Origin of the sequence: Halomonas qaidamensis (assembly GCF_025917315.1) — a bacterium.
Taxonomy (GTDB): domain Bacteria; phylum Pseudomonadota; class Gammaproteobacteria; order Pseudomonadales; family Halomonadaceae; genus Vreelandella; species Vreelandella qaidamensis.
In genome coordinates, this window is record NZ_CP080627.1 from 3,365,116 (window position 1) to 3,390,504 (window position 25,389).

The following is a 25,389-nucleotide window of genomic DNA, read 5'->3' on the forward strand; positions in this document are numbered from 1 at the left end:
GATATTGCACCTTGACACATCGAAGGACACCTCATGCCTTTACCTGCTCGCCATTGTTCGCTGATAAGGTGGTTGTTGGCTGCAGCGTTAATATTTTCACAGGCTGTTGTCGCAGCCCCTTCAACAACGCTAGGTGTGTTTGCCTACCGTGATGTTGGGACAGTTCGCGAACAGTTCTCTCCCATTATAGAGGCAATACAGGACGCACTTCCCCACCATCAAGTGCGCATGCAAGTGTTATCACTTGAAGCGCTGGATGACGCGCTTAAAGCGGGCGACATAGACTTCATCCTCACTAATCCACGCCATTTCTTGGCCGTCCGCCAGCATTATAATGTCAGCGGCGCGTTGGCGACACTTCAGACATACCAGGGGGGGCACCACCTAAGCTCTCTCGCGGGAGTTATTCTATCTCTAGCGGAGGACAATATAGAAACGTTGTCTGCACTGGAGGGGCGTGTCATCGGCGTACCCGGCAAACGCTTTCTTGGGGGATTTCTCGCTCAAGCTTATGAGATCCATCAGCAGGGATATGATCCTGAGCAATTTGCTAACTATCAAGAATTAGGGTCTCACGACGCTGTTATGCAGGCACTTCTGAACGGCGAAGTTGACGCCGGCTTTGTGCGCAGCGGTATTTTGGAGGACTGGATAGCAAGCGGACTTTTAGCGCAAGATACGCTCACTGTCGTGCAAGCTCACGACTTGAATCCAGGCTTTCCACTTGCTCACTCCACCCGACTCTATCCAGAGTGGGCGTTTGCTGCTATGCCACATGTCTCCATAGACGATATCCGGCACGTCAGTCAGGCCCTGCTTAGCCTGGAAGATGCTGAGCCGAAGGAGAGCGAATCCATTGGGTTTAACCCACCCCAGGACTATTTACCAGTTGAGCTGGCAGCGCGTACGTTAGGTGTTGCCCCTTTCGCAACAACGCAACTATCTCTCTGGCAGCAGCTGAACGCTCGCTTTGGCGATGCTATCTGGCTACCGGTCGCTCTGACAGCAGCATTCGTGCTGTTGCTTGCACTTTTTATTGTGCTTTATATACGCAAGTCCCGCCTCTTTGAACGCTTTACCGCTCTTTTCTATTACTCACCCAGTGCCAAGCTACTTTTGCATACCGACGAGAGGGGACATTTTGTTATTGCAGAAAGTAATTATGCCGCACACACATTGTTTAAAGCACACAGCAGTGACGATTTAATTGGTAAGGACATTGTGGACCTTTCGCCCAAGACGCAGCCGGACGGGCAACTCTCCACCACTCGTGCGAGGGAATTACTGACGCTTGCGTGCGATGAACGTCAGCAGTTCATCTGGGAACATACGGATTTGCAAGGCGCCTCCGTTATTGTTCAAGCAACGTTAATTAAGTTTACAAACAGCAAATTACTAGCTGCGTTGCATCAAAAACCGATATTTTTAGTTGCTCTGCACGATATTACCAAACAGGAGAGCGCCCGTAGAACACTAGAAGAAGAGCGTAACGCACTGCAGAACATCCTTTGGGGCACTGCCGCTGGCACTTGGGAGTGGAATATCCAAACGGGTGAAACACGTTTCAACGAACGCTGGGCTGAAATGGTAGGGTATCGCCTAGATGAGCTAACACCCACCACTATTGATACGTGGATGGCCTTCTGTCACCCAGACGATCTCAAGCGTTCAGAGACACTATTAACTGAACATTTTGAAGGCAAGCGTGACGCTTACGATTTTGAAGCCCGCATGCGCCACCGTAACGGTCATTGGATCTGGGTTCAGGATCGCGGTCGCGTTATCACACGCAATGAACTCGGCGAGCCGGTATGGGTCGCTGGTACCCATAGCGATATCACTGCACGCAAAGAGGCCGAAGCAAGGGCCAAATCGGCTATGGATCAAACGCGTAAGCATGCGGCGCTGCTGCCTGGCATGTTATATCAGTTTTGGCTCCACCCAGATGGTCGCAGCGCCTTCCCTTACGCCAGCACAGGCATTGAAGATATCTACGGCGTCTCGCCTGAAGAGGTTCAAGAAGATGCTAGTGAGGTGTTCAATTTTATCGCCCCCGAAGACTTACCAGCAGTTGCTCATAGCATTTCTACCTCGGCCGCCAAGTTAACGATGTGGCGCCAAACATATCGCATCAACCATCCTGGCGGCCATCAAATCTGGGTCGAAGGCATCGCTACACCTGAACGGCTGGAAGATAGCAGCACCATGTGGCATGGGTACTTGCGTGATGTCACCGACGAGCACACAACGCAGTTGCAACTTGAACAGTATCGCGAATCGCTTGAGCGCTCCAATAAGGAGCTTGAGCATTTTGCGTACGCCGCATCGCATGACCTCCGTCAGCCATTACGCATGGTGACAAGCTACGCGCAACTGCTTGAACACCATCTTGGCGGGCTCGATGAAGATGGAGAGATGATGCTGCACTATATGCGCGATGGCGCAAAGCGAATGGACAACATGCTGCTATCACTGCTTGATTACTCTCGCGTTGGGCGCAAGGGACAACCAATGCAAGAGATGTCGTTGAGAAATGCCCTTGATGAAGCGCTGCACTTTTTGACTCCTGATATCAAGCAAGCCAATGCCGCAATCGAGGTGACAGGCGACTGGCCCACTGTTTATGCAAGTCCTGACGAGATGACACGGCTATTCCAAAATCTAATCAGCAACGCTCTGAAATACCGCTTAAAAGAGAATGAAGCCGTTAAAATCACTATCGATAGCACAGCATTAATCGATAGCCAGCAATGGCAAATCAGCGTAACGGATAATGGCATTGGCATCGCCCCGGATCAAATAGACCGCTTATTCAAGGTTTTTCAACGCCTACATACCCGAGAGCAGTACGAGGGCACTGGCGTGGGTTTAGCCATATGCCGCAAAATTGTTGAACGCCACGGCGGGCAAATTTGGGTGGAATCCGAAGGGGAAGGCAAAGGAAGTCGTTTCACGCTAACACTCCCAGCGCACCACACCTCAGAAGGAAAACATGATGCGGTGTAATGTGCGCCTTCACTGTATTCTGTGCGCCCTCTACCTCTCTTGGTTGCCAGTAACGGGGTGGGCCATGCCAGACTTTAACGCGTTTTTTGAGCATCACTCGACGCCTATGTGGATGCTGTCAGTCGATCGGGGAGAAATTTTGGCCGCTAACCGAGCCGCAGAGGAGTTTTATGGCTTCGAGCCGCTAAAAGGCATGAACATCAACCAAATCAATATGCTCACGCCAAAGCAAATAGAAGACGAGCTCCAACGCGCTGCCAAAACCGAGCGTAACCACTTGTACTTTCGACATAGGCTAGCCAATAACGACATCAAGGTAATGGGTGTCTACACCAGTCGCTTCATAGTGGATGGACGCGAGGTTCTCATCTCTTCGCTTTATGATACCAGCGACTTTGAAAGCTCTGCCGAAAGGCACTATATCGAACGTGTAGAAGAGCAAGTTGATCTGCAGACACAGCAGATTCAAGCTTCAAAGCAACGTACGCTTTGGCTAGCGATGGGGGCGACCCTCCTGCAATTTTGTGTCATTGCCATTCTGGTGATTATTTTGCATCGCTTACGTCGTTCTCAACAAGACAACCGTCGCTTAATCAACGAACTCTCCTTTCGTAATCGGGAGCTTGAGCGATTAAGTCACGTTATGGCACATCACTTCCAGGAACCTAGTCGGCGACTCGTCAGCTTCGCCCAGCAGTTATCTCAACAGCTCGCCCAAAAACAACGTCATCATCTGTCCCAAAAGAGTGCTCACTCGGTGACAGAGGAAGATAACAAAGAGATGCAAATGGCTGTTGACTTTATAGAGAGTCAGGCCAAAAAGCTGAAAGAGCTGGTGAATGATATTCAGCGCTACCTTAGTCTTGACCTCCAGCCGAAGCTGGAAACAGTGGAACCAGATTGCCTCATTGATGCGGTCTGCCACTCTACCCCTGAGCTTGCAGAGCTAAGGCGTAAGGGCGCAATAGAAATTCCTCAGCGACTGCCGTCAGTAAGTGCAGATGCGCGTCAGCTCAAAATGATTTTTCACGCGCTTTTACAGAACGCCTGGCTATATCGTGCTCCAGAGCGCAATTTAAAAGTTCGTATTACGGCACGCACGATGGCCGGTCGCGTTCAGTTTCGTGTTGAGGACAATGGTAGCGGGATTTTGCCTGAGTATCGTGAACAAGTAATGGAGATCTTCACGCGCTTGGTACCGAGCAGCAAACAGTATCCTGGTACTGGGATGGGGCTCGCCCTGGTAGTAAGAGCCCTACGCAATATCGAAGGGCATATCGCTATCGAAGAAGGTATCTCAGGCGGCACAGCAATTATTTTTGATCTACCACTAGCAAGGTGATGCGTTTTGGAAATTAAAAGTGATTTTACCGTTCTTCTTGTTGAGGACGAGGCAGCCGATGTTCATTTAACGAAAATGGCCTTCAAGCAGAGTCGCCTACTGGTCAACGTATGCGATGTTGGTGACGGCGTTGAAGCGCTAGCTTTTCTTCGGCGTGAAGGAAATTACCATAGCGCCCCATGGCCAGATATTATTCTGCTTGATCTCAATATGCCACGGATGGACGGCAAAACTTTTCTTACTCACTTAAAGCAGGACGAAAAGCTAAAGCGCATTCCTGTGATAGTCCTTACCACCTCAGAGGCGGAGTCAGACATTGTGGAGTCTTACGATCTTGGTTGCTCTGGCTTCGTAACAAAGCCTATGGATCTTTCACAATTTCTGAGGGCCATTCAGAAAGTGGAAGATTATTGGCTGACGCTGGTTAAACGGCCTTAAAAGAATAAATAGTGAGAACACTGATAAGTGAATGCTCCCAAGACACCACCTTGCTGTAAATGGACAGCACAGTCTCATTAGCCTCCCCACAACGTGACTATTTTGCGTCCTGCTTTTGGCCAGATTTGACCTCTTGACAACGCAAACTATTTGCTCGTTTGATTGACCTATTGAAAAAGCGCGGAGTGTTCACCCCTCAACTCAACACTCTTCAGACACAAGCGCAGCTGTTAGGCCGCTTCGATGTGGATGATAGAGTTCTCCAGTGTACAGCGACAAATTGTGACGTTTGAGGTGGAGACGCTGTAGTGCACAGCTGCTTATCGCTAGAATCACACAAACTGCCAGCCCCTGACCGGAGAACACCATGCCATCCCCCCTAGTGCCGACCCAATGGCTGCAAGACAACCTAGACAACGAACGGTTAGTGCTTATAGATGCGAGCATGGCGACTGTCATTGGTAAAGACCCGATCGTTTATGACCGCCCGATGTGGATACCGGGTAGCCGCCAGATCGATCTCGAAGGCGTGCTCTGTGACACCGGATCTTCTCAGACCCACGCCTTTCCAACAGAGGAGCAAGTTACTGATGAAGCTCAACGGTTGGGTATTACGACCGACAGCCTCGTCGTACTGTACGATAACCAAGGCATCTATTCGGCGCCTCGGGCCTGGTGGATTTTCCGGTCAATGGGCGTTAAACACGTTTTTGTTCTGGATGGAGGACTGCCACAGTGGCTAGCCGAAAAGCGGGACGTTGTTTCTACTATCGCTGAGAATACCGCCACACCTAGCAACTTCGTCGCCAACCTTGATCGCAGCCGGGTGCGAGACTCAGCGTACGTTTTGCACCATCTGGACGATAGCCGGGTAACCGTTATTGATGCCCGATCACGTTCACGCTTCTTGGCACAGGTGCCTGAACCCCGCCCTGGGGTGCGCAGTGGTCATATCCCCAACTCTCACAACCTGCCGTTTACAGAGGTGCTAGAGGGAAATTGTTTTAAACCTGCTAGCGAGCTGAAGGCCATCTTTATAACGCTTGCTCCGCCCCTCCAATCTAGCAGTGAACCCCAATTGGTATTTTCCTGTGGCTCGGGCATCACCGCCTGCATCATTTTGCTGGCTGCCGAACTGGCGGGATACCATCAGCTATCGCTGTACGACGGTTCTTGGGCCGACTGGGGACGCGATGAATCACTCCCAGTGGCTTAGGTTTTGTATGAATGGCTCTGGCCAATAGCAATGGATGCTTCAAAGAGGTAATACATGACGACGGGTAAACCAAAAGAGCATCACCGTACGAGTAGAAAACAAAATCAAGCAATACGAGGTCTCATTGAAGTGACTACAATCACTTTGTGGTATGGGATTAAGACCACTACGTCTTTGAATGGCTAGTTATTTATAGGCGAGAGATTGCAATGCGGATGCTGCTAATTGAAGACCACCCTGCTCTCGCTGAAGCCGTTGCCAGCGCTCTGGTGAAAGCTGGATTTGCTGTGGACAATGCGTATTCTGCAAAAAGCGCGCTGGCGATGCATCAAGCGGCTTCCTACGATCTAGTATTGCTGGATCTGGGTCTGCCAGATGGAAATGGCTTGGACCTGTTGCCTTCCCTTAGTGCTAATGGACAGACACCCATAGTTGTACTGACTGCACGTGACCAGCTCTCTGAGAGGCTGGCCGGGCTAGATAGCGGAGCTGACGACTACATTGTCAAACCTGTTGAAATGCCAGAACTTATTGCACGCTGCCGTGCCATCTTGCGACGGCCAGGCAAGCGCATCAATAAAGTCTTAACGTATGGCCTCCTGGCCTTTGACACCTCAACGCGAACAGCAACCGTTGGCGATATTCCTTTGCCTTTGGGCCAGCGTGAAATAGGCGTCCTGGAGCAGCTTATGCGAGCGCAGGGGCAGGTACTATCACGCGAAGCGCTGGAGGCTTCGGTGTACAGCTTTGATGATGAGGTTGGCCCCAACGCATTAGAAGCGGCCATATCGCGCCTTCGGCGAGCCCTCAAGCCAACAGACTGTGAACTAACGATTGTAACCATTCGTGGTGTCGGCTGGATGCTGATAAAAGAGCAAAACCAATGAGCTCCCGCCAGCCCACACTGGCCAAAAACCTAACGTATCGGCTTACCTGGATATTGCTGTTTGCCATCGTGATCAATGTCATCGTGGTCGGTATCTACTACAGCTCTGATCGAGAGTCGCTAGAAAGAGAGGCTATTGAGAAACAGCTGTCTTTGTTGACTAAAGCCTTTGATGACACTGACCTAAACATCCGCTCCCATGCAAAAACACTCTTCCGTTCACATCCGCAGGGGTATGCCTTTGCATTACTAGATTATCAAGGCAATCTGCTTGACGCTGAAAACGAAGCATTGATTCCCCAACAGGCATTGCACACAGATCTCTTTGCTCAACACTGGCAAACACGCCTGACGACCCCAGATGGGGTTACCCTCCTGATGTCGCAGCCTGTCGAGCTACCGTCAGGTACGGCAAGACTTATATTTGCCATGCACAACGATCCTGGCCATCTCATCCTACGCGCCCTCGCCAGCGAATTTCTAACCCATATCTGGATACCCATTTTGCCGGTTGCCGTAATGATGATTGGTGCCAATCACTTCATGATTCGTCGCGGTCTCAGGCCGGTCAGACATGCTGCCAACTGGGCACGTACCATTCAACCTGGCATACCCGCTCCTTCCATTGAAGAGGAAAATTTGCCTGCTGAAATTGACGACCTAGTTCACTCTACGCAACGCACCCTGGAGCGTTTGAATATTGCCCTTCTGGCCGAGCAGCGCCGGGGGGCAGAAATTGCTCATGCATTACGTACTCCTATTGCCGTCTTGACCGCACGACTCGCACTGCTGCCTGCCGGGGATAACACCGAAAAGTTACGCACTGACCTAGCGTCACTTGCCAGAACCGTTCATCAAGTATTGGCTTGCTCAAAAGCGGACGCGCTTGATATATCGTCAGAGTCTCGTTGCGAACTCAACCAGATTGCTACCCGAATAACCGCGAACTTAGCTCCTTTCGCCTATGAAAGAGGAGTGACGCTTTCATTACGCCCGCATACCAATCCGGTTATTGTACGTGCCACTCAGGAAGGTGTTGAACTGGCGCTGGTCAATCTAGTTGAGAATGCAGTTTTGCATTCCGGTACTCAAATCATCGAGATAACGGTGGGCCCCGGTGCCACGCTCAGCGTACGTGATGAAGGCCGTGGTATTCCAACTGAATCTTTTCACCATGTCTTTGATGCCTTTTGGAGAGGCGAAGAGGCTGCTGAAGGAGGCAGCGGTCTTGGTCTGGCTATTGTGCAACGCTTACAGCTCGCACAGAAAGGCAGCGTGACGCTTTCCACGTCTCCTAAGGGCGGTGCTGAATTCACACTTTTCTACAGCACTGAGAATGACGCTAGAAAATAGGGAGTCGTCAGGTTCCCGTCAGCTTGACGCAGTAAGCTGCAAGGGTCAGTCACGATTAGCCCACAATCCGATTTAGGGGGCACCATGAAAGACTTAAAGCAAATCAATTTACGAAATACCAACGAGTGGCTCTCCGGCGATATTGACATCCGAGTACCTAAAAAATGGCTTGTCATTGCCGCCGCCGTTTTTGTCATTCTTGTTTTGCTTGCCCTGAATTAAGCGAGGAACTAAAAAATGAAGGCATTCACTATCGCCATATTGGCATTGCTACCTCTATCACCACTGATGGCAAATCAGATAACACCGATAAGCGAAGCAGAAAAAGGCAGCATAGTGACATTGTCAGGCACAATAGAACGTATTTCTGACACTGATGAATTTCGCCTGTCAGACGATACGGGCAGTATTAATATTTATGTAGGTCCTAACTGGGTGCCTGCCCAAATAGGCGAAGCCATTCAGGTGATGGGATTTGTAGATGATGGCTTTGGCCCACGAGAGGTATATGCACGTCAATTGACACGCGCCGATGGCAGTGTGGTCGAGTTTGAACATCGGTACGATTAATTTGTTGATTTTTCCTATACGCCTATGACGGCAGTCAGGCTAACGCATATAGCCTGACTGCTTCATGGCTAGACAGCGATTTTAAGCAGGCTCTCTTCCACACATAACTGATACGCTTGAAACACTACTAATGGCTGGGTATAGCTGCACAAATTTCCAAATGATCAACTACATCAACGATACCCTAGCCAAGAATGGTTTTCATAATAACTTCTAGAGTAACCAAGCACATAAAATATCATATTCACTATAGGCGATCCGCGTTACGTTTGCCTCGTTCAGTTATTTTGCGAGCGCTCCGTCATGAGCGGGTTTAGTTAATGCAGCGATATGATACTTCCTACGATACGGATACTTTGCACCTCGCTTTACAGTAGCAAGAAAGCTGTCGAGACACACGGCAGATGCGCCAGCTCGTTTCCCAACGTTTACAAAACCCTGCCCCATTACCTTGTGTATGGTCACATAGTGATCTGCACCGACAAAAGTACGCCATAGACCACTGCTTTCCTTGGGCACGTTGGAACAACAACGATTTATGGAATCTACTGCCAACAACGGAAAAAGCCAAACAAGCGAAATCGGATTGATTGCCTGCTGCTGACGTAATGCAGAGAGCTAAGCTGGATATTTTACACTGGTGACAATGTCTCGATGACAGCGCAACGATCTGCCAGCAGTTTCGTAATGAAGCAACCGTTGCGCTACCGCTTGCTACACCAACGTCACCTCTGGATGAGATTTTCAATAGCGCGTTATTGCAACGCCAACGATTGAAGGCAAATCAGCAGTTAGCAGAATGGGTGGGCATTACCTAATGATGGGTATACCCAACGTTGTGCCTTGAAATAGCCGAACGTCATTCAGAAAGTGTCAGCCTCAGCGATGGGAAAACAAAAGGGCTTACGCGTTAACGTAAGCCCTTGATATGTTTGGCGCGCCCGGTAGGAATTGAACCTACGACCTTCGGCTTCGGAGGCCGACACTCTATCCAACTGAGCTACGGGCGCTTTGGGTGCGTATCGTACCCGTGTGGGCGCGCTGTGTCCAGTTGCCTTGCGGTTTTACAGCCGCTTTGATTGACCGTTTTCGTCTCTCTGGTGCATGCTTTCGAAGCACTGCCAATCCTTAGTAAAACTGGGAACACACTATAATGAAAACTTTTGCACGTAACACGCTGGCATTGGGCATTTCACTGGCGCTGGTAAGCGCTGCGAACGCCGCTGATTTTGCTGATATGGACCCCGTCACCCTGCGCTTGGCCCACGTGGTCAACGAGCAAGATGGCTTCCATATCGCTGCTACCAAGTTTGAAGAACTGGTGGAAGAACGCACCGAAGGCAAGGTCAACATCGAGATCTACCCTAACGCCTCATTAGGTGACGAACGCACGCTGCTGGAAGGTATGCAGATCGGCACGGTGGATATGGGGGTGATTACCAACGGGCCGGTGGCTAATTTTGTGGAAGAGATGGCGGTCTTTGAACTGCCGTTCCTGTTCCCTTCACCAGAAGCCGCTTATGGCGTGCTGGATGGCCCCATTGGCCAGGAGCTGCTGGATAAGCTGTCTGACGTGAACCTGAAAGGCTTAGCCTACGCTGAGCGCGGCTTCCGCAACCTGACCAACAGCGAGCGGGCGGTGAATTCACCGGAAGACCTGGATGGCCTGCGTATTCGCGTGATGGAAAACCCGGTGTACACCGATACCTTCCGTGAGCTGGGCGCTAACGCTATTCCCATGGCGTGGACAGAAGCACTGACCGCCATGCAGCAGGGCACCATCGACGGTCAGGAAAATCCGGTGAACGTGATCCATTCATTCAAGCTGGATGAAACCCAGAACTACATGACCCTTTCCCGACATACATACGCCCCGGCCATTTTTGTAATGGGCATGCCCGTTTGGAACCAACTGCCAGAACAGACACAAACCGTACTGAAAGAAGCTGCCCAAGAAGCCGCCGAGCATGAGCGCCAAGTGAACGCCGATATGGAAGCCGACCAACTGGCGGCGCTGCGCGAAGCGGGTATGGAAATCAACGAGACACCGGATATGGAAGCCTTCCAAACAGCCGTAGCGCCTGTATATGAGAAGTACGGCGAGCAGTTTGGTGACTACCTGCCACGCATTCGGGAGGCGCTGAATCAGTGATGGCCTTTGCACAGCCTCTTTTGACGCTGCTGCAACGCATTGAACGCGGGCTGGATGCCATCATCCGGCCCGTGGTGTTTGCGGGCATGGCAGCATTGATTGGCGTGATTACTCTGCAGATTGTGTCGCGAGTGCTGTTCAGCGCCGTCGGCTGGACGGAAGAGGTCGCGCGCTTTCTGCTGGTGTGGATTACGTTTTTAGCCAGCACGCTGGCGTTCCAGCGCGGGCGGCATATCGCAGTGACTTTTGCCGTGGATGCGCTTCCTCTGTCCTTACGCAAGCTGGCACGTTTGGCGGCGCTGGCAGTGGTGCTGGCGTTTATGATTGCGCTAATCGTGATTGGCTACCGCTATATGCAGGTGCAAAGTTTTCAGAAGTCCGCCTCGCTGCGGCTTTCGATGACCTACGTTTACGCGGTGATCCCGCTTTCTGCGGCCATTATGGCGTGGTACGCCCTGGTGGATATGATTGACGTGCTGGTGAACGGTGAGCCAACGGCCTCTGCTCCGGAGGCGTCGCTATGACCCTAGTGCTGTTCGGGCTGTTCTTCCTGTTTATGCTGCTGGGCGTGCCGATTGCCTTTGCAATTGGCGCAAGCACGCTTTATGCGCTGTACCAGTCGGGCGTGCCACTGATGGTGGTCACCCAGCAGATGTTCCAGGGCATTAACTCGTTTGCCCTGGTCGCTATCCCGATGTTTATTCTGGCCGGTGACTTAATGGCCCAGGGTAAGGTCAGCGAGCGGTTGGTAAGCTTTGCCGATTCGCTAGTCGGCTTTATGCGTGGCGGGCTTTCGATTGTATCGGTGATGGCGGGCATGTTTTTCGCGGCTATCTCTGGCTCTGGCGCAGCAACCACCGCTGCGGTGGGTTCAAGCCTGGTGCCAGAACTTAAGCGTAAAGGTTACGACCCCGCTTCGGCGGCCAGCTTAATTGCTGCCAGCGGCACGATTGGCGTGGTGATTCCTCCCTCGGTGCCGATGATTATCTACGCGGTGATTGCTCAGCAGTCGGTTTCAAAGCTGTTTTTGAACGGCTTTTTGCCGGGGCTGGCTATGGGGCTGGGGCTAATGGCGATTGCCATCACTCAGGCCTATAAGCGTCAGTACCCCAAAGGCACACCGCTGTCACTGCCTACCATTTGGCGCACGCTAAAAGCGGCTAGCTGGGGGCTGATGACGCCGGTGATTATTTTGGGCGGTATCTTCTCGGGAATCTTCACGCCTTCGGAAGCAGCGGTGGTGGCGGTTAACTACGCGCTGCTGGTATCACTGTTTGTGTACCGGGATTTAACCCTGCCCCAGGTGTATAAGCTGCTGATTCGCTCGGCGATGACCACCGCAGTCATTATGCTGGTAATTGCCATGTCGGCAGTACTCAGCTGGACGCTTTCAAGCTGGCAGGTACCCGGCGCGATAGCCCAAGCAGTGTTGTCGCTTTCCACTAACCCCTACGTGATTATGCTGCTGGTCGTGGCCGTGATTCTGCTCACGGGGGTATTTATCGAGACCGCCAGCGCCTTGATTATTCTTACCCCAGTGCTGCTACCGCTGGTGCTCCAGCTGGGAATCGACCCGATCCACTTTGGTTTGATTATTGTGGTGGGACTGTCAATTGGCATGATTACCCCGCCAGTGGCAATCAACCTCTATGTGGCTTCGTCAGTCACTCAGCTACCGCTGGAGCGCATCACCCAGGCAATTATCCCGTATCTTTTAGGGCTAATTGGCGTGTTGCTATTGGTGGTTTATGTACCGATCCTGCTCGGCTGGTCGGGTAGTTAGCAAGACATTAACGCTGAGACGAAATGCGCTGATATGAAAAAAGGGGCTTGCCATGTGGCAGCCCCTTGTTCTACTTCACCTGTTGGCTACTGCTGGCTTTTTAACAACGTGTGTTTTCAGCCAGCAGTGAGCATAACGTAAGGCTTAGAACTCTTCCCAATCGTCGTCGCCTGCTTTAACAGGGGCTTGCTTAGAAGAGAGCGCGGGGCGCTTGAGTTCCTGGCGTGCACTTGGCGCACCAGAATGCAGAGACTGACGCGGTTGATTTAACGCTGGCTGTGTCGATGAGGTTTGTGGATCATCGCCGCCAAGCACGAAGGAGTTGATCAACTCGTTAAGGTGTTCGGCATGGCGACGCATATCAGCAGCAGCGGCGGTAGACTCTTGTACCATGGCAGCGTTTTGCTGAGTCATGGTGTCCATTTCCGCAACGGCAGTGTTGATCTGGCCAATACCGCTACTCTGCTCCTTGGCGCCCGCACTAATCTCGCCGATCACATCGGTCACTTTGGAAACGCTTTCAACAATGTTACGCATGGTAGCGCCAGCGTTACGCACAAGCTCGGCACCAGCGTGGGTGTGCTTAACAGAGCTATCAATCAGCGTGCGAATCTCTTTTGATGCATCGCTAGAACGACTGGCAAGTGTGCGTACTTCTTGCGCAACCACCGCGAAGCCACGGCCATGTTCACCTGCCCGCGCAGCTTCCACCGACGCATTCAGCGCCAAAATATTGGTTTGGAAGGCAATCGCATCAATCATCGTGATGATATCGCTAATGCGCGACGCTGAATCATTGATGTCGTGCATCGTTCGCTCAACCTGACCCATGGCTTCTTCACCCTGGTGGGCCACTTCAGCGGTGGACTGAACCAGCTGATTAGCTTGCTGGGCGTTATCCGCACTGTGGTTTACGGTCGAGGTGATCTCTTCCATAGAGGCCGACGTTTCTTGCAGGTTAGCGGCAGCCTGTTCGGTGCGGGTAGCCAGCTCTTCTGAGCTATGGGACATCTCGCCTGCCGAGTGGTAAACACTGACAGTGCTACGACGCACGTCACGCAGGGTGTCCTGCATTCGTTCAACAAAGGCGTTGAACTGCACCGCAAGGTTACCCACTTCATCATTGCTTTCTACCGCTAGGCGGCGGGTAAGGTCACCACGGCCCTGAGCAATATCGTGCATGGCGCTAGCGGTGCGCTTAATCGGTCCTACGGTGCGGCGCACAAAACCAAATGCGAGCAGTGCTACTATCACAAATAAGACAGCACCCAACAAAATCGCAAACAGAATAGATTGGCGTAAATTGGCAGTAGCGGTAGCTTCCAGCTCGGCAACCGTCACATCAACATCAGTGACATAAACACCAGCACCAATCATCCAGCCCCACTTTTCTAAACTCTCTACATACGAATGCTTAGGCTCAATCTCACGAGTACTTGGGTACTCCCATACGTAGCTATGGAAACCGCCGCCATTTTTAGCTACTTGAAGGATATCGCGAATAAGGTAGCTACCATCCGGCGTTCTTACGTCCATCATGTTGGTCCCTTCGCGCTCTGGCGCAGGGGCTGTCACAATGTTGTTGCCCTCGAAATCATAGATAAAAACGTAGTTATTACCTTCAAAGCGCATCGCGCGCACCAGCTCTGCTACCTGCTGTTTGGCTTCCTCATCGTTGGCACCTGCCCGTTCATAAATAGGCGAGATAGCGGTTGTCGCTACTTGCACAATGTCACGCACCGCGTGGCGGCGCTCTTCAATCAGCAGCTCGCGCTGGTTTGCCAACGTATCGCGGGTGTTTTGAGTACGCTCATAGGCGTTAAACGCAACTAATCCCACGGTCACCATAAAAAGAGGCAGTAGCACAAGAGTGAGCACTTTAGCTTGTAAGCTAAGGCTTCGTTTTTTCGTAGTCGAAGGAGCAGTGGCCATTCAGGTTTCTCTGTAGGTCGTAGGAAAAATTTTAGTAATATTGTGCAGTTACTATCGACCTAACAAGGATTAACTTTAGCCAATTATTGTTCTTTTTTTAGGGTGCTCAGATTGACAGACTGACGTTTATGGCCTGCTTATCCAGATAGAAACCTCTTCAAAAGGTAGAAGCTCAGCATCTGTGCCTTTTTCATGTTGCGTAACGGCACCTCGCCCAAACTTACCCAATTGAAACATATGCTTATCTGACTAGCTGTGATTTAGTTTTCAAGCTAAACCAGAAGACAGCCAGCGCCCTTCACTGCCTCATTATCGGTTAAGCCACGGACATCCATGCAAGTGCCGCATAGCAGTACCTACCCCAACAACACATCGAGAAGCGGAGTTGAATGTGTCCCGGCTACATCGGATACACCCACTTTTTGTTTCTTAACAGTTAAGAAACGCTCAAACTCGTTATTTCATAACCTACGTTAAGGTTATCTTTCGGCTATCCGTTCACTGTAGGTGGGTGGTGGCCAGGGACGGCCCGTTTTTAGCAAGCAGCTAGCCACCTCAGTTTTGCCTGCACTGCCCCTATTAACTAGTGGGGCAGTGCAGTAACCACCTTTTCAATGCTTATGCCGTCGCCACCTGGGGCCGACGTTCATCCAACATGCCTTTATCAAGAATAAAACGGATGATCTCCTCAAGCCCAACACCATCGTAGAGATTGGTAAACACAAAGGGGCGTTCGCCGCGCATTTTCTTCGAATCCCGCTCCATTACCTCCAACGAAGCATGCACCTGCTCGGCAATATCGATTTTGTTGATAATCAACAGATCTGACTTGGTAATGCCTGGCCCGCCTTTACGGGGAATTTTATCGCCTGCGGAAACGTCAATCACGTACAGCGTGAGATCGGAAAGCTCAGGACTGAAGGTGGCCGATAGGTTATCGCCACCAGACTCTACCAGCACCAGTTCTAGTTTTGGGTGGCGGGCGTGTAGCTCATCGATGGCCGCCAAGTTCATCGAAGCGTCTTCGCGGATGGCGGTATGCGGGCAGCCGCCGGTTTCCACACCCAGGATGCGGTCAGCGGCCAGTGCGTTGTGTTTGAGCAGAAAGTCAGCGTCTTCACGAGTGTAGATGTCGTTGGTCACGACGGCGATATCGTAATAATCGCGGAGTGCCGAACAGAGCTGCTTGAGCAGTGCGGTTTTACCGGACCCCACTGGCCCACCCACGCCTACACGTAAACAGTGCGTCATTATTTTCTCCTAATAGATAAACGTTTAACTTCTAAACAAGCGTGAATATTGCGTTTCGTGCAGAGCGCTTGCCAGCGCCACGCCGGGCAGTATCGGGCCAAGATCGTCATCGTCGAGCAATAGTGCTTGGTCGACAGCGGCCACCAGTTCACCGCGCAGCTGTTCAATAACGCGCTGAGCGGCGGTATGGCCTAGGGGCAGTGCTTTGCAGGCTACTGCCAGTTGGTTTTCCAGCCACGCCCAGCCAAACCCTAACAGCGCCTGACGCGGGGGCACGCCACGCATATGGGCAGCATAGCTAAATAGCGTCACGTAGCCTGCCTGGGTAGGTAATAAAGGCGGCAGAAAGTCTTCACTTTGCTCATCCTGGCGGGGCAGTAAGTCCAGGCTGCCTAACAGGCGCTTAAGTGAAGCACCCAGGCGGCTATCCTCAGCCGCTAGTTCAGCGGTTTCGCGGGTGGCTGCCAACCACTCGTCCCACTGGGCTATTGCATCGCTGTCCTGCTGCTCAAAGGCGGTGTACAAGCGCGCGATCAGCGGCAGTTCACAGCGGGTTAGGCCATCTTCCAATACGCCAGAAAGCCACTCAGAAAGGCTTTTTTCATCACTTACCCAGCCTAGCTCAAAGGCACTTTCTAACCCTTGGGAAAACGCAAAGGCACCGATGGGCAGCGCGGGGCTGACCAGTTGCATTAGCCCTAGCAGGGCTAAGTCATGGTTTTCTGGTAAGGCACGTTCAGTGGGCATGATGATGCCCATGCGTGTGTGAATGATCATGCGGATGCTCATGGTCGTGGGAGTGCCCATGACCATGAGAATGCCCGTGAGAATGCCCGCCGCCACCTACTTGGTTATAGGCGCCAGGTTCTGGGTCGAAGGTGGCGTTGTGATGCTCAAGCTCAGCCCCCAGTAATTCCGCCAGCTCTTCTAGCACATGGTCGGGGGGGAAACGCACCCAGCCGCCCTTCTCGTCTTCGCCCAGCGCTAACTGTACATGGCGATTGCCAAGATGATATGCCAGCCGTGCAAGGGGTAAGCCGGTGCTAACTCGCGCGGTCACCACCGGCTCGATGGCAGCGCGTATGCGCACCACCTCGCCACTTTCAGCTTTTAAGCCTTCGCCATCGCGCAGCACCGGGCCACGGTCTAGAAACAGGCCCAACACTTGGCCGCTGTCGCTGACCGCTTTTAAGCGCCCGCGAATGCGCAGCTCAAAGGGCAGCGTCAGCGTGTCGCTGGCGGCGCGCTCTTCCACCGGCCCTAAACGTTCTATCAGTTTCAGCATCTCTACCGTCCTTTCGCTATCTATGAGGCTGTGCCGGGGGTAGGCCTACGAGAGGGCGCTGTGAATACATCCCTGTACGCTACTTTTGCCATCTGACCTCCATGGATGGAGGAAATGCCGGAAATGTAGGGAACATTTTCCGGCCATGGCAAAAGACCCTCTCTTCGACCTCCCCCGTCACCTCTACCTAAATGAAATAGCCCCAATTAAAACAAATGATAACGCTGGGCTAGCGGCAGTTCGGTGGCGGGCTCGCAGGTGAGTAACTCGCCATCGCAGCGCACTTCATAGGTTTGTGGGTCAACGGTGAGCTCTGGACAGGCGTCGTTGAGTTTCATATCTTTTTTACGCACGCCGCGCACGTTCTTGCATGCCGCCAACGTGCTATGCAGGCCCAGGCGCTCTTTAACCCCCGCATCAATGGCAGCTTGGCTAACAAAATGTAGCCGGGTTTGGCTAGCGGCCTTTCCAAACGCCCCAAACATAAAGCGATAATGCACTGGCTGGGGCGTGGGAATAGACGCATTGGGGTCGCCCATGGGCGCTGCCGCAATCATGCCGCCTTTAATGATCAGCGAGGGCTTTACACCGAAGAATGCAGGCTTCCAGAGCACTAAATCCGCCAGCTTGCCAACTTCGATAGAACCTACCTCATGGGCAATGCCGTGGGTAATGGCAGGATTAATGGTGTATTTGGCGATATAACGCTTGGCGCGCAGGTTATCCGCGCCCAACGCTTCATCTTCGGGCAATAAACCGCGCTGCACCTTCATTTTATGGGCTGTTTGCCAGGTACGGCAGACCACTTCGCCCACTCGCCCCATGGCTTGGGAGTCCGAGGCAATCATCGAGATCACGCCCAAGTCGTGAAGAATATCTTCGGCGGCGATCGTTTCACGGCGAATACGTGAGTCGGCAAAGGCCACATCTTCAGGAATGTTGGGGTCTAAGTGGTGGCAGACCATCAACATATCCAGGTGTTCGTCGATGGTGTTAACCGTATAAGGCCGCGTCGGATTAGTGGAAGACGGCAGCACGTACTCTTTTGAGCAGGCGGTCAGGATATCCGGCGCGTGACCGCCGCCTGCCCCTTCCGTGTGGTAGGTGTGAATACCGCGCTCTTTAAACGCCGCCAGGGTGTCTTCCACAAAGCCGGATTCATTGAGCGTGTCGGTGTGGATCGCGATCTGCACATCGTACTTTTCTGCCACGCTGAGGCAGTTATCAATGGAAGCAGGCGTGGTGCCCCAGTCTTCGTGGAGCTTTAGCCCCATGGCACCCGCTTCCAGCTGCGCTTCTAATGCCTCTGGCAGGCTGGCATTGCCTTTGCCTAACAGACCAATATTCATCGGCAGGTCGTCCACCGCTTGCAGCATTTTGCCAATATGCCACGCGCCAGGCGTGCAGGTTGTCGCATTAGAGCCCGTTGCGGGGCCAGTGCCGCCGCCCAACATAGTGGTTACGCCGCTCATCAGCGCTTCTTCTACCTGTTGGGGGCAAATAAAGTGAATATGCGCGTCAATACCGCCAGCGGTGAGAATCTTGCCTTCGCCTGAGATAATTTCAGTGCCGGGGCCAATCACTATATCCACATCCGGCTGAGTGTCGGGATTACCTGCCTTGCCAATCGCCGCGATGCGTCCGCTTTGCAGGCCAACATCGGCTTTCACAATGCCCCACCAGTCTAAAATCAGCGCATTGGTAATCACCGTATCCATCACCGTGTGATCAACACGCTGGCTTTGCCCCATGCCATCGCGGATAACCTTACCGCCGCCGAACTTCACCTCGTCGCCGTAGTGGGTAGCGTCTTTCTCTACCTCGATCCACAGCTCGGTATCGCCCAGGCGCACTCGGTCGCCCACCGTGGGGCCGTACATATCGGCGTAAGCTTGCCGACTGATTTTGTTAACCGGTTTCATTGCTTACCTCCATCGAGCGCACCCATCACATCGCCACGGAAGCCGTAAATTTCGCGCTTACCGACGAAGGGAATTAGCGTGACCTCGCGGGTCTGGCCAGGCTCAAAGCGAATCGCGGTGCCCGCTGCCACGTCTAAGCGAAAGCCACGGGCTTTGCTACGATCAAACACCAGTGCGGGGTTGGCTTCAGCGAAGTGGTAGTGAGAGCCGATCTGAATGGGGCGGTCACCGGTATTGGCCACTTCGACGCTAATCCGCTCGCGACCCACGCATAGCTCAATATCACCGTCTTTTAACTGGTACTGTCCTGGAATCATTGGGCCGGAAATCATGGCAGCCTCCTGGTTGCTGACGACTAGTTGATTGGCGTGTGAACGGTCACAAGCTTGGTGCCATCCGGAAAGGTGGCTTCTACCTGCACCTCATCCACCATTTCCGCCACGCCATCCATCACGTCGTCACGGCTAAGGATTTCACGGCCGTAGCTCATTAAATCGGCGACACTTCTGCCGTCACGGGCACCTTCAATGATTTCAAAGCTGATCAGCGCGACGGCTTCGGGGTAGTTAAGCTTTAGGCCGCGCGCTTTGCGGCGTTCGGCAAGCTGGGCAGCAGAAAACAGCAGCAGCTTGTCTTTGTCTCGTGGGGTCAGTTCCATGGGGGCTCCATTGGCTTGATCAGTGGGAGCGCTCAACAGAAACGACGGTGCAGGATTCGGAACAACGCTCCCAGACTATCGAAACCGAGCACGCCTATTTGAAGCAATACAGCGCAACCGCCGTACCAAAATGGTGAATAAAAAAAATAGTTATTATTATTCAATAGTTTGAAAAATATCGACTTTCTCTTATTCGCACCAAAAGTGCACCACGTTAATTAACCAACCCTTTAATCGCACCAAAAAAGTGCAACAAAACTCCCCGTTTAGCACTTACTATCAAATAGAAATAAAACACATTACTATTTGAACGCGTCTTTTAAATAAGGCTTTTGTTGAGCCTCTATTTCTACATCAGGTTGAGACACACCACGTGACCATCAGCACCCGCTATACCGTTGATCATTTTTTGGGCTACGGACGCCGATACAGTATCGATTACTGCTTTCCCATCACCTCCAACGCTGCCTGTACGCCGAAAACATCGATCGCTCAAGGACGTGTAGAAGACGTTAGCTTAGCGGCGGGTGTGGAACTTTTTATTTCTGATTTGGAGGTGCTGCGACCTTATCAATCGTTCTCTAAGGGCAATACCGACCTGCTGATTGTGGTGATGTTAGAAGGCTGCGCACATTTCGATATTGATGGCAAAAAGCGTTGGATAACAGCAGGGGAAGCTTGCTGGCTAAGGCTGGATACAGGTTTAACGCTAAGCGCTTTTCATCCTGCTAATCAACGGCTTCGCACGCTATGCCTGTCGCTCGACGCATCAGCGATGCACGCTTGGTATGGTGCTCACATCTCATCGGCATCCCCCCATGTCTGGCAACTCAGTCCTGGGTTACAGCTAACCATCGATGAAGCGTGCCGTGCTTCCAGTAGCGCTGAGTCACAGCGCATGCGCTTTCAGGGATTAGCACTGCAAATCATCGCCCAGGGGCTGGACTGCCGTTCGCCATACACAGCTAACAATGGCGCACTGTATCGACAGCGCTTGGCGCTAATACGCCGCTGGCTGGATGAAGAGCCGTCGTTTGACCACACGCTGCAACGCTTAGCGGATCGCGCGGCCATGAGCCCAAGTACGCTAATGCGGCATTTCAAGATGGCTTATGGCCTAGCGCCCATCGACTATTTGCGGAAGCGTCGGCTTTCGCTAGCCCGCGAGCTGCTGCTGAGCGGCCACAGCGTTCAACAAGCGGCACATTTAAGCGGCTACCGTCATGCCAGCAACTTTATTACTGCATTCAAGAAAAACTACGGTATCTCGCCGGGTGCTTTGACAGAAAGTTCCCTTAAACGCCCCTAAAACGAGACGGCTGACGTTTGCGCATAATCAATTGCGCGGCGGGCATAACCACCCGCCCACCATAAGTGGAATAATTCTCATTATGAAATACTAACTATTGGCAACATCCACTTTGGAAAACCGCTCCATGCCATTTTCATATCGATCAACATGCACTGCGCTTATTCTTTCCTACCCGTTGTTTGCTTTCGCTGAAGCTCCTGACGAAACATTGGACAATTTGCTCGTCACCGGTGAGCGCCTCAGCACCAGCAGTGAGGGCACTCAACGCTATACAGTTCCCGCTAGTCGCAGTGCGGTTGGGCTGTCATTAACGCCACGCGAGACCCCCCAATCGACAAGTGTTATTACTCGCCAGCAGATCGACGACCGTGCGGTACAGACAGGCGGTGATGTTTTAGCCCAAGTACCCGGTGTTTCGCCAAGCCGAGCTGACAGTAACCGAATTAGCTATGCCGCGCGTGGCTTCTCGATACGTAGCGTTCAGTTTGACGGACTCAGCATTCCGCTCAGTGGTTTTTGGAATTTTGGCGATACCGACTGGGATGCTGCGATTTATGACCGTGTTGAAGTGGTGCGCGGGGCAACCGGTTTATTGACCGGCGCTGGTGAACCTTCGGCAAGCGTTAACTTTATTCGCAAACGTCCGTTATCCGAAGCCGCTGCGTCTGTTTCCGCAGGCATCGGCTGTTGGGATCGTCGCCGCGCCACTGCGGATGTGTCTGTACCGTTAAGCAGCGACGGCACAACAGGGGCCCGCTTTGTCGTGGCTAAAGGTCAGAACGATAGCTTTATCTCTCATCTCGAAGATGACCATGAGACACTTTACGGTGTTATCAGTAGCGAGCTTACCCCCGCTACTCAATTAACCGTAGGGGTTGAATATCAGCACAACGAGACGGTTGGCGCAGGGGCCAGTGTCCCGGCTTTTTATGCTGACGGCAGCCGAACGGACTTTGACCGCAGCGCATCTAACAACACCGACTGGTCAACGTTTTACAACGAGACCACGCGCGTGTTCGCTGACCTTAGTCACCAATTGGATAACGGCTGGACGTTACGCGCCGCCGTTAGCCATAACGATGGTAACTATGGCCTAGAGTACCTTTATCGCGGAGGTTTCCCAGACAGGGAGACAGGCCTTGGAATGTCCAGCTCCTTCTTGAATTACCGCGGCAACCGCACTCAACAAACCGTGAACGTTACAGCCGAAGGTGATTTCAGCTTATTTGGCCGCCAACATGAGCTGGGCTTTGGCTGGATGCATAACGAAGATGACTTTGAGATAAAACTGGCCACGCCAGTTGGCACACCGCCTTCCGCGGGCAGTTACTTTAATTGGCGAGACAGTGTGGTGGCCAAGCCTCAGTGGGGGGAATTCAGCAGTTCAGATAATATGCAGGTAACGCAAAGCGGTGGCTATATGGTGTCGCGCTTTTCGTTGAGTGATCCGCTTAATCTCATTCTTGGCGCACGCCTGAGCGATTGGGAATTGGATCAAACCTACTATGGGTCTGAGCGGAAATACCGATACAGCAACGAAATAACGCCTTATGCGGGCATTATTTACGATATTAATGACTACGCCTCTGTTTATGCGAGTTATACCGAGATTTTCCAGTCTCAAAATGCTCGGTATGAGGATGGCTCTCTGCTTGACCCTATTCAGGGTAGCAGCTACGAGCTAGGCGCTAAGGCAACCCTTCTGAATGGCCAATTGGATAGCAGCATTGCACTGTTTAGAACAGAGCAAAATGGTGTGGCCGAAGCTATTCCTGGCGTTGATGTGATCGGCCAGCCTGGAACGTCCGCCCACCGCAGTGTTGATGGTAACCAGGTCAATGGCGTAGAGGTCGAATTGATTGGCGAAGTGGCCTCTGGCTGGAATGTGAGCGCCAGCTATACGCTAGCCAATGCAGAAAATTCCGACGGCGAGCGTACCAACACGACCCATCCGCGCCAACAGGTGAAACTGTTTACCACCTACCAACTGCCGGGCGCATGGAGTGGCTTAACATTGGGCGGCGGGGCACGTTGGCAAAGCGATATTTGGCGGAACACATCTAGCCCCAATGGCCAGGTTAAGGTTGGGCAAGACGCTTACGCCGTTGCTGATCTGATGGCACGCTATCGCTTCAACGATCAATTAAGCGCGCAGTTGAACATCAATAACGTGTTTGACAAGGACTACTACGAGCAAATTGGTTTCTACAGCCAGTATTGGCTTGGCGAACCGCGTAGTGCCATCATGTCAATCAACTGGGATTGGTGAGAAGCTAATGATGCTGCGCTCATTCATCACGCTGCTCATTGCGGCTGCCCCCATGACGGGGGCAGTGGCTGATGCCTCTCTCTTTCCCGTTGTCATCCAAAGCCCACTGGGAACAGCCACTATTGACGAGCCACCTCAGCGCGTCGTTACCCTTGGCGTTGGTGCTGACGATATTGCTCTTTCACTTGGTATTGTGCCGGTAGGCGTCAGCCGTGCGGAGTGGGGAGGCGATGAGGACGGCTATTGGCCATGGGTACGAGACGCTCTGGAAGCACAGGCAACGCCGCTCCCCTCGACGATTACGCAATACCCAGAGCTGGATGTTGAAGCACTGCTCGCGCTGGAGCCGGATGTCATTTTGGCGCCTTCCAGTGGTGTTCCAGACACCATTTATGATCTGTTGTCGCCACTGGTGCCCATTGTCGCTTACCCGGAGCGCCCTTATCTCACCTCTGTCGATGAGCAGATTGAACGTATTGCAGAAGCGCTTGGCGTGCCGGCGGAAGGTGCTGCCTTAATGCGTCATCTCGACACATCGCTGAGGACTGCAGGCGAGGCTTACCCAGGCCTTGCGGAGACCACTTTTGCTTATGTACGACCCGACCCAGCCTCTGGAAATGTCTCCGTGTATTTAGCAGATGACCCTCGCGTTGGCACGCTGACAGGCCTTGGGCTTCAGTTGTCACCAACGGTTGAAGGCCTATCACCAAGCGGCAATCACTTTGCGCACTATCTAGGGTTTGAGCATCTTCCCATGCTGGAAGATGTCGATTTAGTGGTCTCTTGGTATCACAGCGAAGAGCAGCGCGATAGAGTGGCTGAGCTACCGCTTTTTGCGTCTTTGCCAGCCATTTCACATGGCCGCTATCTGGCGCTGACCGATCAACCATTAATCGTTGCTAGTTCTGCCGGCTCGCCACTAGCGACTCAATGGATGATCGAGCGGCTATTGCCACGCCTTGCCGAGGCAGCTGAACGGCGATGAATGCTGAAGCTGGCATGGTGAACGGCCTATCTCCTTCTCTATCTCCTTCTTTACGGCAGCGAACACGCTGGCTGGCAGGGCTAATAGGGGCGGTACTTCTGTTTGGCTGGGCCAACCTCTCGGTGGGAGCAGAACACCTTACCCCTTATCAAGTATGGCGGGCGCTTCAAACAGCAGGCCCCAGCTACGCCAACGACTTAGTGGAAGCTCGTCTCTCACGCACACTGCTCGCCATCGCTACCGGCGCTGCGCTTGCCGTCGCCGGTACGCTGCTACAAAATTTGACCCGCAACCCACTTGCCGAGCCGGGGCTTCTGGGCATCAATGCAGGCGCAGCCGCGTCTCTGGTCACCGCTGGCTTGGTGCTTGGCTCGTTGCCTGCAGGCGCTTTTTGGTTAGCGCTACCTGGTGCGCTTATAGTGGCTGTTTTGGTAGGCGTTCAGAGCGCTTATCGCCAGCATGACCCATCACACCTGCTGCTGTTAGGGGCGGCGCTTAACGCCGTTCTATTTGCCTACGTACAAGCCATTACCCTTACCCACCCTGCCTTATTTGCCAACTATCGCTTCTGGATCGTTGGGTCCATCAATGGGCATTCGCTAGATGAGGCCCAGCGGCTATTTGGCTGGATAGCGGTCGGGCTAGGCCTGTCGTTTATCCTCCCGCGCTTTTTGCACGTCCTACAAATGGGTGACGGCGTGACGAAAGCGCTGGGACTGAATGCGGGTTGTTTGAGGCTGGCGGTGCTTAGCGGTAGCGCGTTGCTAGCGGCAATTTCAACCGCCACAGTAGGCCCTATCGCCTTCGTGGGCTTAGCCGTACCGTTATTGGCCAAAAAAATTGCCGGTCATTACATTTATTGGCAACTTGCCATCGCGCTGGTGATGGGCCCCCTAATGATGATACTCGCAGACCTGCTCGCACGCCTTTTGCTAAGCCCTTCTGAAATCATGACTGGGATCCTGACGGCGCTGCTAGGCGCGCCATTTCTATTAGTCGCTTTGCGCATTAACCAGCGCGCTGTGTGAG

23 protein-coding genes and 1 tRNA gene are annotated in these 25,389 nt (G+C 52.7%); 16 read left to right on the top strand and 8 right to left on the bottom strand.

Going from position 1 to position 25,389, the window contains the following annotated elements; all coding sequences use genetic code 11:
- Positions 1 to 33 precede the first annotated feature (33 nt).
- From K1Y77_RS15130 to K1Y77_RS15170, 9 genes are all read left to right on the top strand, one after another.
- Positions 34 to 3,006 (top strand): PAS domain-containing protein, encoded by a 2,973-nt coding sequence (locus tag K1Y77_RS15130; RefSeq protein WP_264429299.1) that lies wholly within the window; start codon positions 34 to 36, stop codon positions 3,004 to 3,006.
- Between the two features lie 64 nt (positions 3,007 to 3,070).
- Positions 3,071 to 4,348, top strand: a complete 1,278-nt coding sequence (locus K1Y77_RS15135; RefSeq protein WP_264429301.1) for a sensor histidine kinase — start codon at positions 3,071 to 3,073, stop codon at positions 4,346 to 4,348.
- Positions 4,349 to 4,354: 6 nt separating this feature from the next.
- Positions 4,355 to 4,786 carry a response regulator gene (locus tag K1Y77_RS15140; RefSeq protein WP_264429303.1) on the top strand — a complete coding sequence of 144 codons (432 nt, stop codon included), beginning with the start codon at positions 4,355 to 4,357 and terminating at the stop codon, positions 4,784 to 4,786.
- A 367-nt stretch (positions 4,787 to 5,153) separates the two neighbouring features.
- On the top strand, positions 5,154 to 6,002 hold the full coding sequence (locus K1Y77_RS15145) for a sulfurtransferase (RefSeq protein WP_264429304.1): 849 nt from the start codon (positions 5,154 to 5,156) through the stop codon (positions 6,000 to 6,002).
- A gap of 209 nt (positions 6,003 to 6,211) precedes the next feature.
- Positions 6,212 to 6,889, top strand: a complete 678-nt coding sequence (locus K1Y77_RS15150; protein ID WP_264429306.1) for a response regulator transcription factor — start codon at positions 6,212 to 6,214, stop codon at positions 6,887 to 6,889.
- Positions 6,886 to 8,241 carry a sensor histidine kinase gene (locus tag K1Y77_RS15155; RefSeq protein ID WP_264429307.1) on the top strand — a complete coding sequence of 452 codons (1,356 nt, stop codon included), beginning with the start codon at positions 6,886 to 6,888 and terminating at the stop codon, positions 8,239 to 8,241. Before K1Y77_RS15150 ends, K1Y77_RS15155 begins: the two co-directional genes overlap by 4 nt.
- 84 nt (positions 8,242 to 8,325) lie before the next feature.
- The gene (locus K1Y77_RS15160; protein ID WP_198023700.1) at positions 8,326 to 8,463 is read left to right on the top strand and encodes a hypothetical protein; all 138 of its coding nucleotides are present in this window, start codon (positions 8,326 to 8,328) and stop codon (positions 8,461 to 8,463) included.
- Positions 8,464 to 8,478: 15 nt separating this feature from the next.
- Positions 8,479 to 8,811, top strand: coding sequence for a hypothetical protein (locus tag K1Y77_RS15165; protein WP_030071007.1), 333 nt, complete (start codon positions 8,479 to 8,481; stop codon positions 8,809 to 8,811).
- 404 nt (positions 8,812 to 9,215) lie between these two features.
- On the top strand, positions 9,216 to 9,401 hold the full coding sequence (locus tag K1Y77_RS15170) for an HNH endonuclease domain-containing protein (protein ID WP_084180390.1): 186 nt from the start codon (positions 9,216 to 9,218) through the stop codon (positions 9,399 to 9,401).
- A gap of 343 nt (positions 9,402 to 9,744) precedes the next feature.
- On the opposite strand, the gene K1Y77_RS15175 is transcribed toward K1Y77_RS15170, so the two are convergent.
- Positions 9,745 to 9,821: transfer RNA gene (locus tag K1Y77_RS15175), tRNA-Arg, on the bottom strand.
- A gap of 143 nt (positions 9,822 to 9,964) precedes the next feature.
- On the opposite strand from K1Y77_RS15175, the gene K1Y77_RS15180 reads away from it, so the two are divergent.
- Genes K1Y77_RS15180 through K1Y77_RS15190 form a run of 3 tightly spaced genes read left to right on the top strand, consistent with a single transcriptional unit; the run spans position 9,965 to position 12,746 of the window.
- Complete coding sequence (locus K1Y77_RS15180) at positions 9,965 to 10,963, top strand: TRAP transporter substrate-binding protein (protein WP_264429308.1); 999 nt, start codon at positions 9,965 to 9,967, stop codon at positions 10,961 to 10,963.
- Positions 10,963 to 11,487, top strand: coding sequence for a TRAP transporter small permease (locus K1Y77_RS15185; protein ID WP_264429309.1), 525 nt, complete (start codon positions 10,963 to 10,965; stop codon positions 11,485 to 11,487). Before K1Y77_RS15180 ends, K1Y77_RS15185 begins: the two co-directional genes overlap by 1 nt.
- Positions 11,484 to 12,746 (top strand): TRAP transporter large permease, encoded by a 1,263-nt coding sequence (locus tag K1Y77_RS15190; protein WP_030071035.1) that lies wholly within the window; start codon positions 11,484 to 11,486, stop codon positions 12,744 to 12,746. Before K1Y77_RS15185 ends, K1Y77_RS15190 begins: the two co-directional genes overlap by 4 nt.
- Positions 12,747 to 12,890: 144 nt before the next feature.
- Here K1Y77_RS15190 and K1Y77_RS15195 read toward each other — a convergent pair whose 3' ends face one another.
- The 7 genes from K1Y77_RS15195 to K1Y77_RS15225 form a co-directional block, all read right to left on the bottom strand.
- Positions 12,891 to 14,678, bottom strand: a complete 1,788-nt coding sequence (locus K1Y77_RS15195; RefSeq protein WP_264429310.1) for a methyl-accepting chemotaxis protein — start codon at positions 14,676 to 14,678, stop codon at positions 12,891 to 12,893.
- Between the two features lie 618 nt (positions 14,679 to 15,296).
- Positions 15,297 to 15,929: an urease accessory protein UreG gene (gene ureG / locus K1Y77_RS15200; protein WP_030071039.1), complete on the bottom strand. Its 633-nt coding sequence runs from the start codon at positions 15,927 to 15,929 to the stop codon at positions 15,297 to 15,299.
- A 24-nt stretch (positions 15,930 to 15,953) separates the two neighbouring features.
- The gene (locus K1Y77_RS15205; protein ID WP_030071042.1) at positions 15,954 to 16,676 is read right to left on the bottom strand and encodes an urease accessory protein UreF; all 723 of its coding nucleotides are present in this window, start codon (positions 16,674 to 16,676) and stop codon (positions 15,954 to 15,956) included.
- Positions 16,666 to 17,214, bottom strand: a complete 549-nt coding sequence (gene ureE, locus K1Y77_RS15210) for an urease accessory protein UreE (RefSeq protein ID WP_264429311.1) — start codon at positions 17,212 to 17,214, stop codon at positions 16,666 to 16,668. The genes K1Y77_RS15205 and ureE overlap by 11 nt, the downstream gene beginning before the upstream one ends.
- 206 nt (positions 17,215 to 17,420) lie before the next feature.
- Positions 17,421 to 19,136, bottom strand: coding sequence for an urease subunit alpha (gene ureC, locus K1Y77_RS15215; RefSeq protein ID WP_030071046.1), 1,716 nt, complete (start codon positions 19,134 to 19,136; stop codon positions 17,421 to 17,423).
- Entirely contained in the window at positions 19,133 to 19,453 is a 321-nt protein-coding gene (locus K1Y77_RS15220) for an urease subunit beta (RefSeq protein WP_030071048.1), read from the bottom strand. The genes ureC and K1Y77_RS15220 overlap by 4 nt, the downstream gene beginning before the upstream one ends.
- Before the next feature lie 38 nt (positions 19,454 to 19,491).
- Positions 19,492 to 19,794, bottom strand: coding sequence for an urease subunit gamma (locus K1Y77_RS15225; protein ID WP_009723133.1), 303 nt, complete (start codon positions 19,792 to 19,794; stop codon positions 19,492 to 19,494).
- A gap of 373 nt (positions 19,795 to 20,167) precedes the next feature.
- Here K1Y77_RS15225 and K1Y77_RS15230 point away from each other — a divergent pair, with 373 nt between their 5' ends.
- From K1Y77_RS15230 to K1Y77_RS15245, 4 genes are all read left to right on the top strand, one after another.
- Positions 20,168 to 21,103 (top strand): AraC family transcriptional regulator, encoded by a 936-nt coding sequence (locus tag K1Y77_RS15230; RefSeq protein WP_083007589.1) that lies wholly within the window; start codon positions 20,168 to 20,170, stop codon positions 21,101 to 21,103.
- A 127-nt stretch (positions 21,104 to 21,230) separates the two neighbouring features.
- On the top strand, positions 21,231 to 23,375 hold the full coding sequence (gene fauA, locus K1Y77_RS15235) for a TonB-dependent alcaligin siderophore receptor FauA (RefSeq protein WP_264429315.1): 2,145 nt from the start codon (positions 21,231 to 21,233) through the stop codon (positions 23,373 to 23,375).
- A 7-nt stretch (positions 23,376 to 23,382) separates the two neighbouring features.
- Complete coding sequence (locus K1Y77_RS15240; RefSeq protein WP_264429317.1) at positions 23,383 to 24,360, top strand: iron-siderophore ABC transporter substrate-binding protein; 978 nt, start codon at positions 23,383 to 23,385, stop codon at positions 24,358 to 24,360.
- Positions 24,357 to 25,388: a FecCD family ABC transporter permease gene (locus K1Y77_RS15245; RefSeq protein ID WP_264429319.1), complete on the top strand. Its 1,032-nt coding sequence runs from the start codon at positions 24,357 to 24,359 to the stop codon at positions 25,386 to 25,388. Before K1Y77_RS15240 ends, K1Y77_RS15245 begins: the two co-directional genes overlap by 4 nt.
- Position 25,389: the final 1 nt, after the last annotated feature.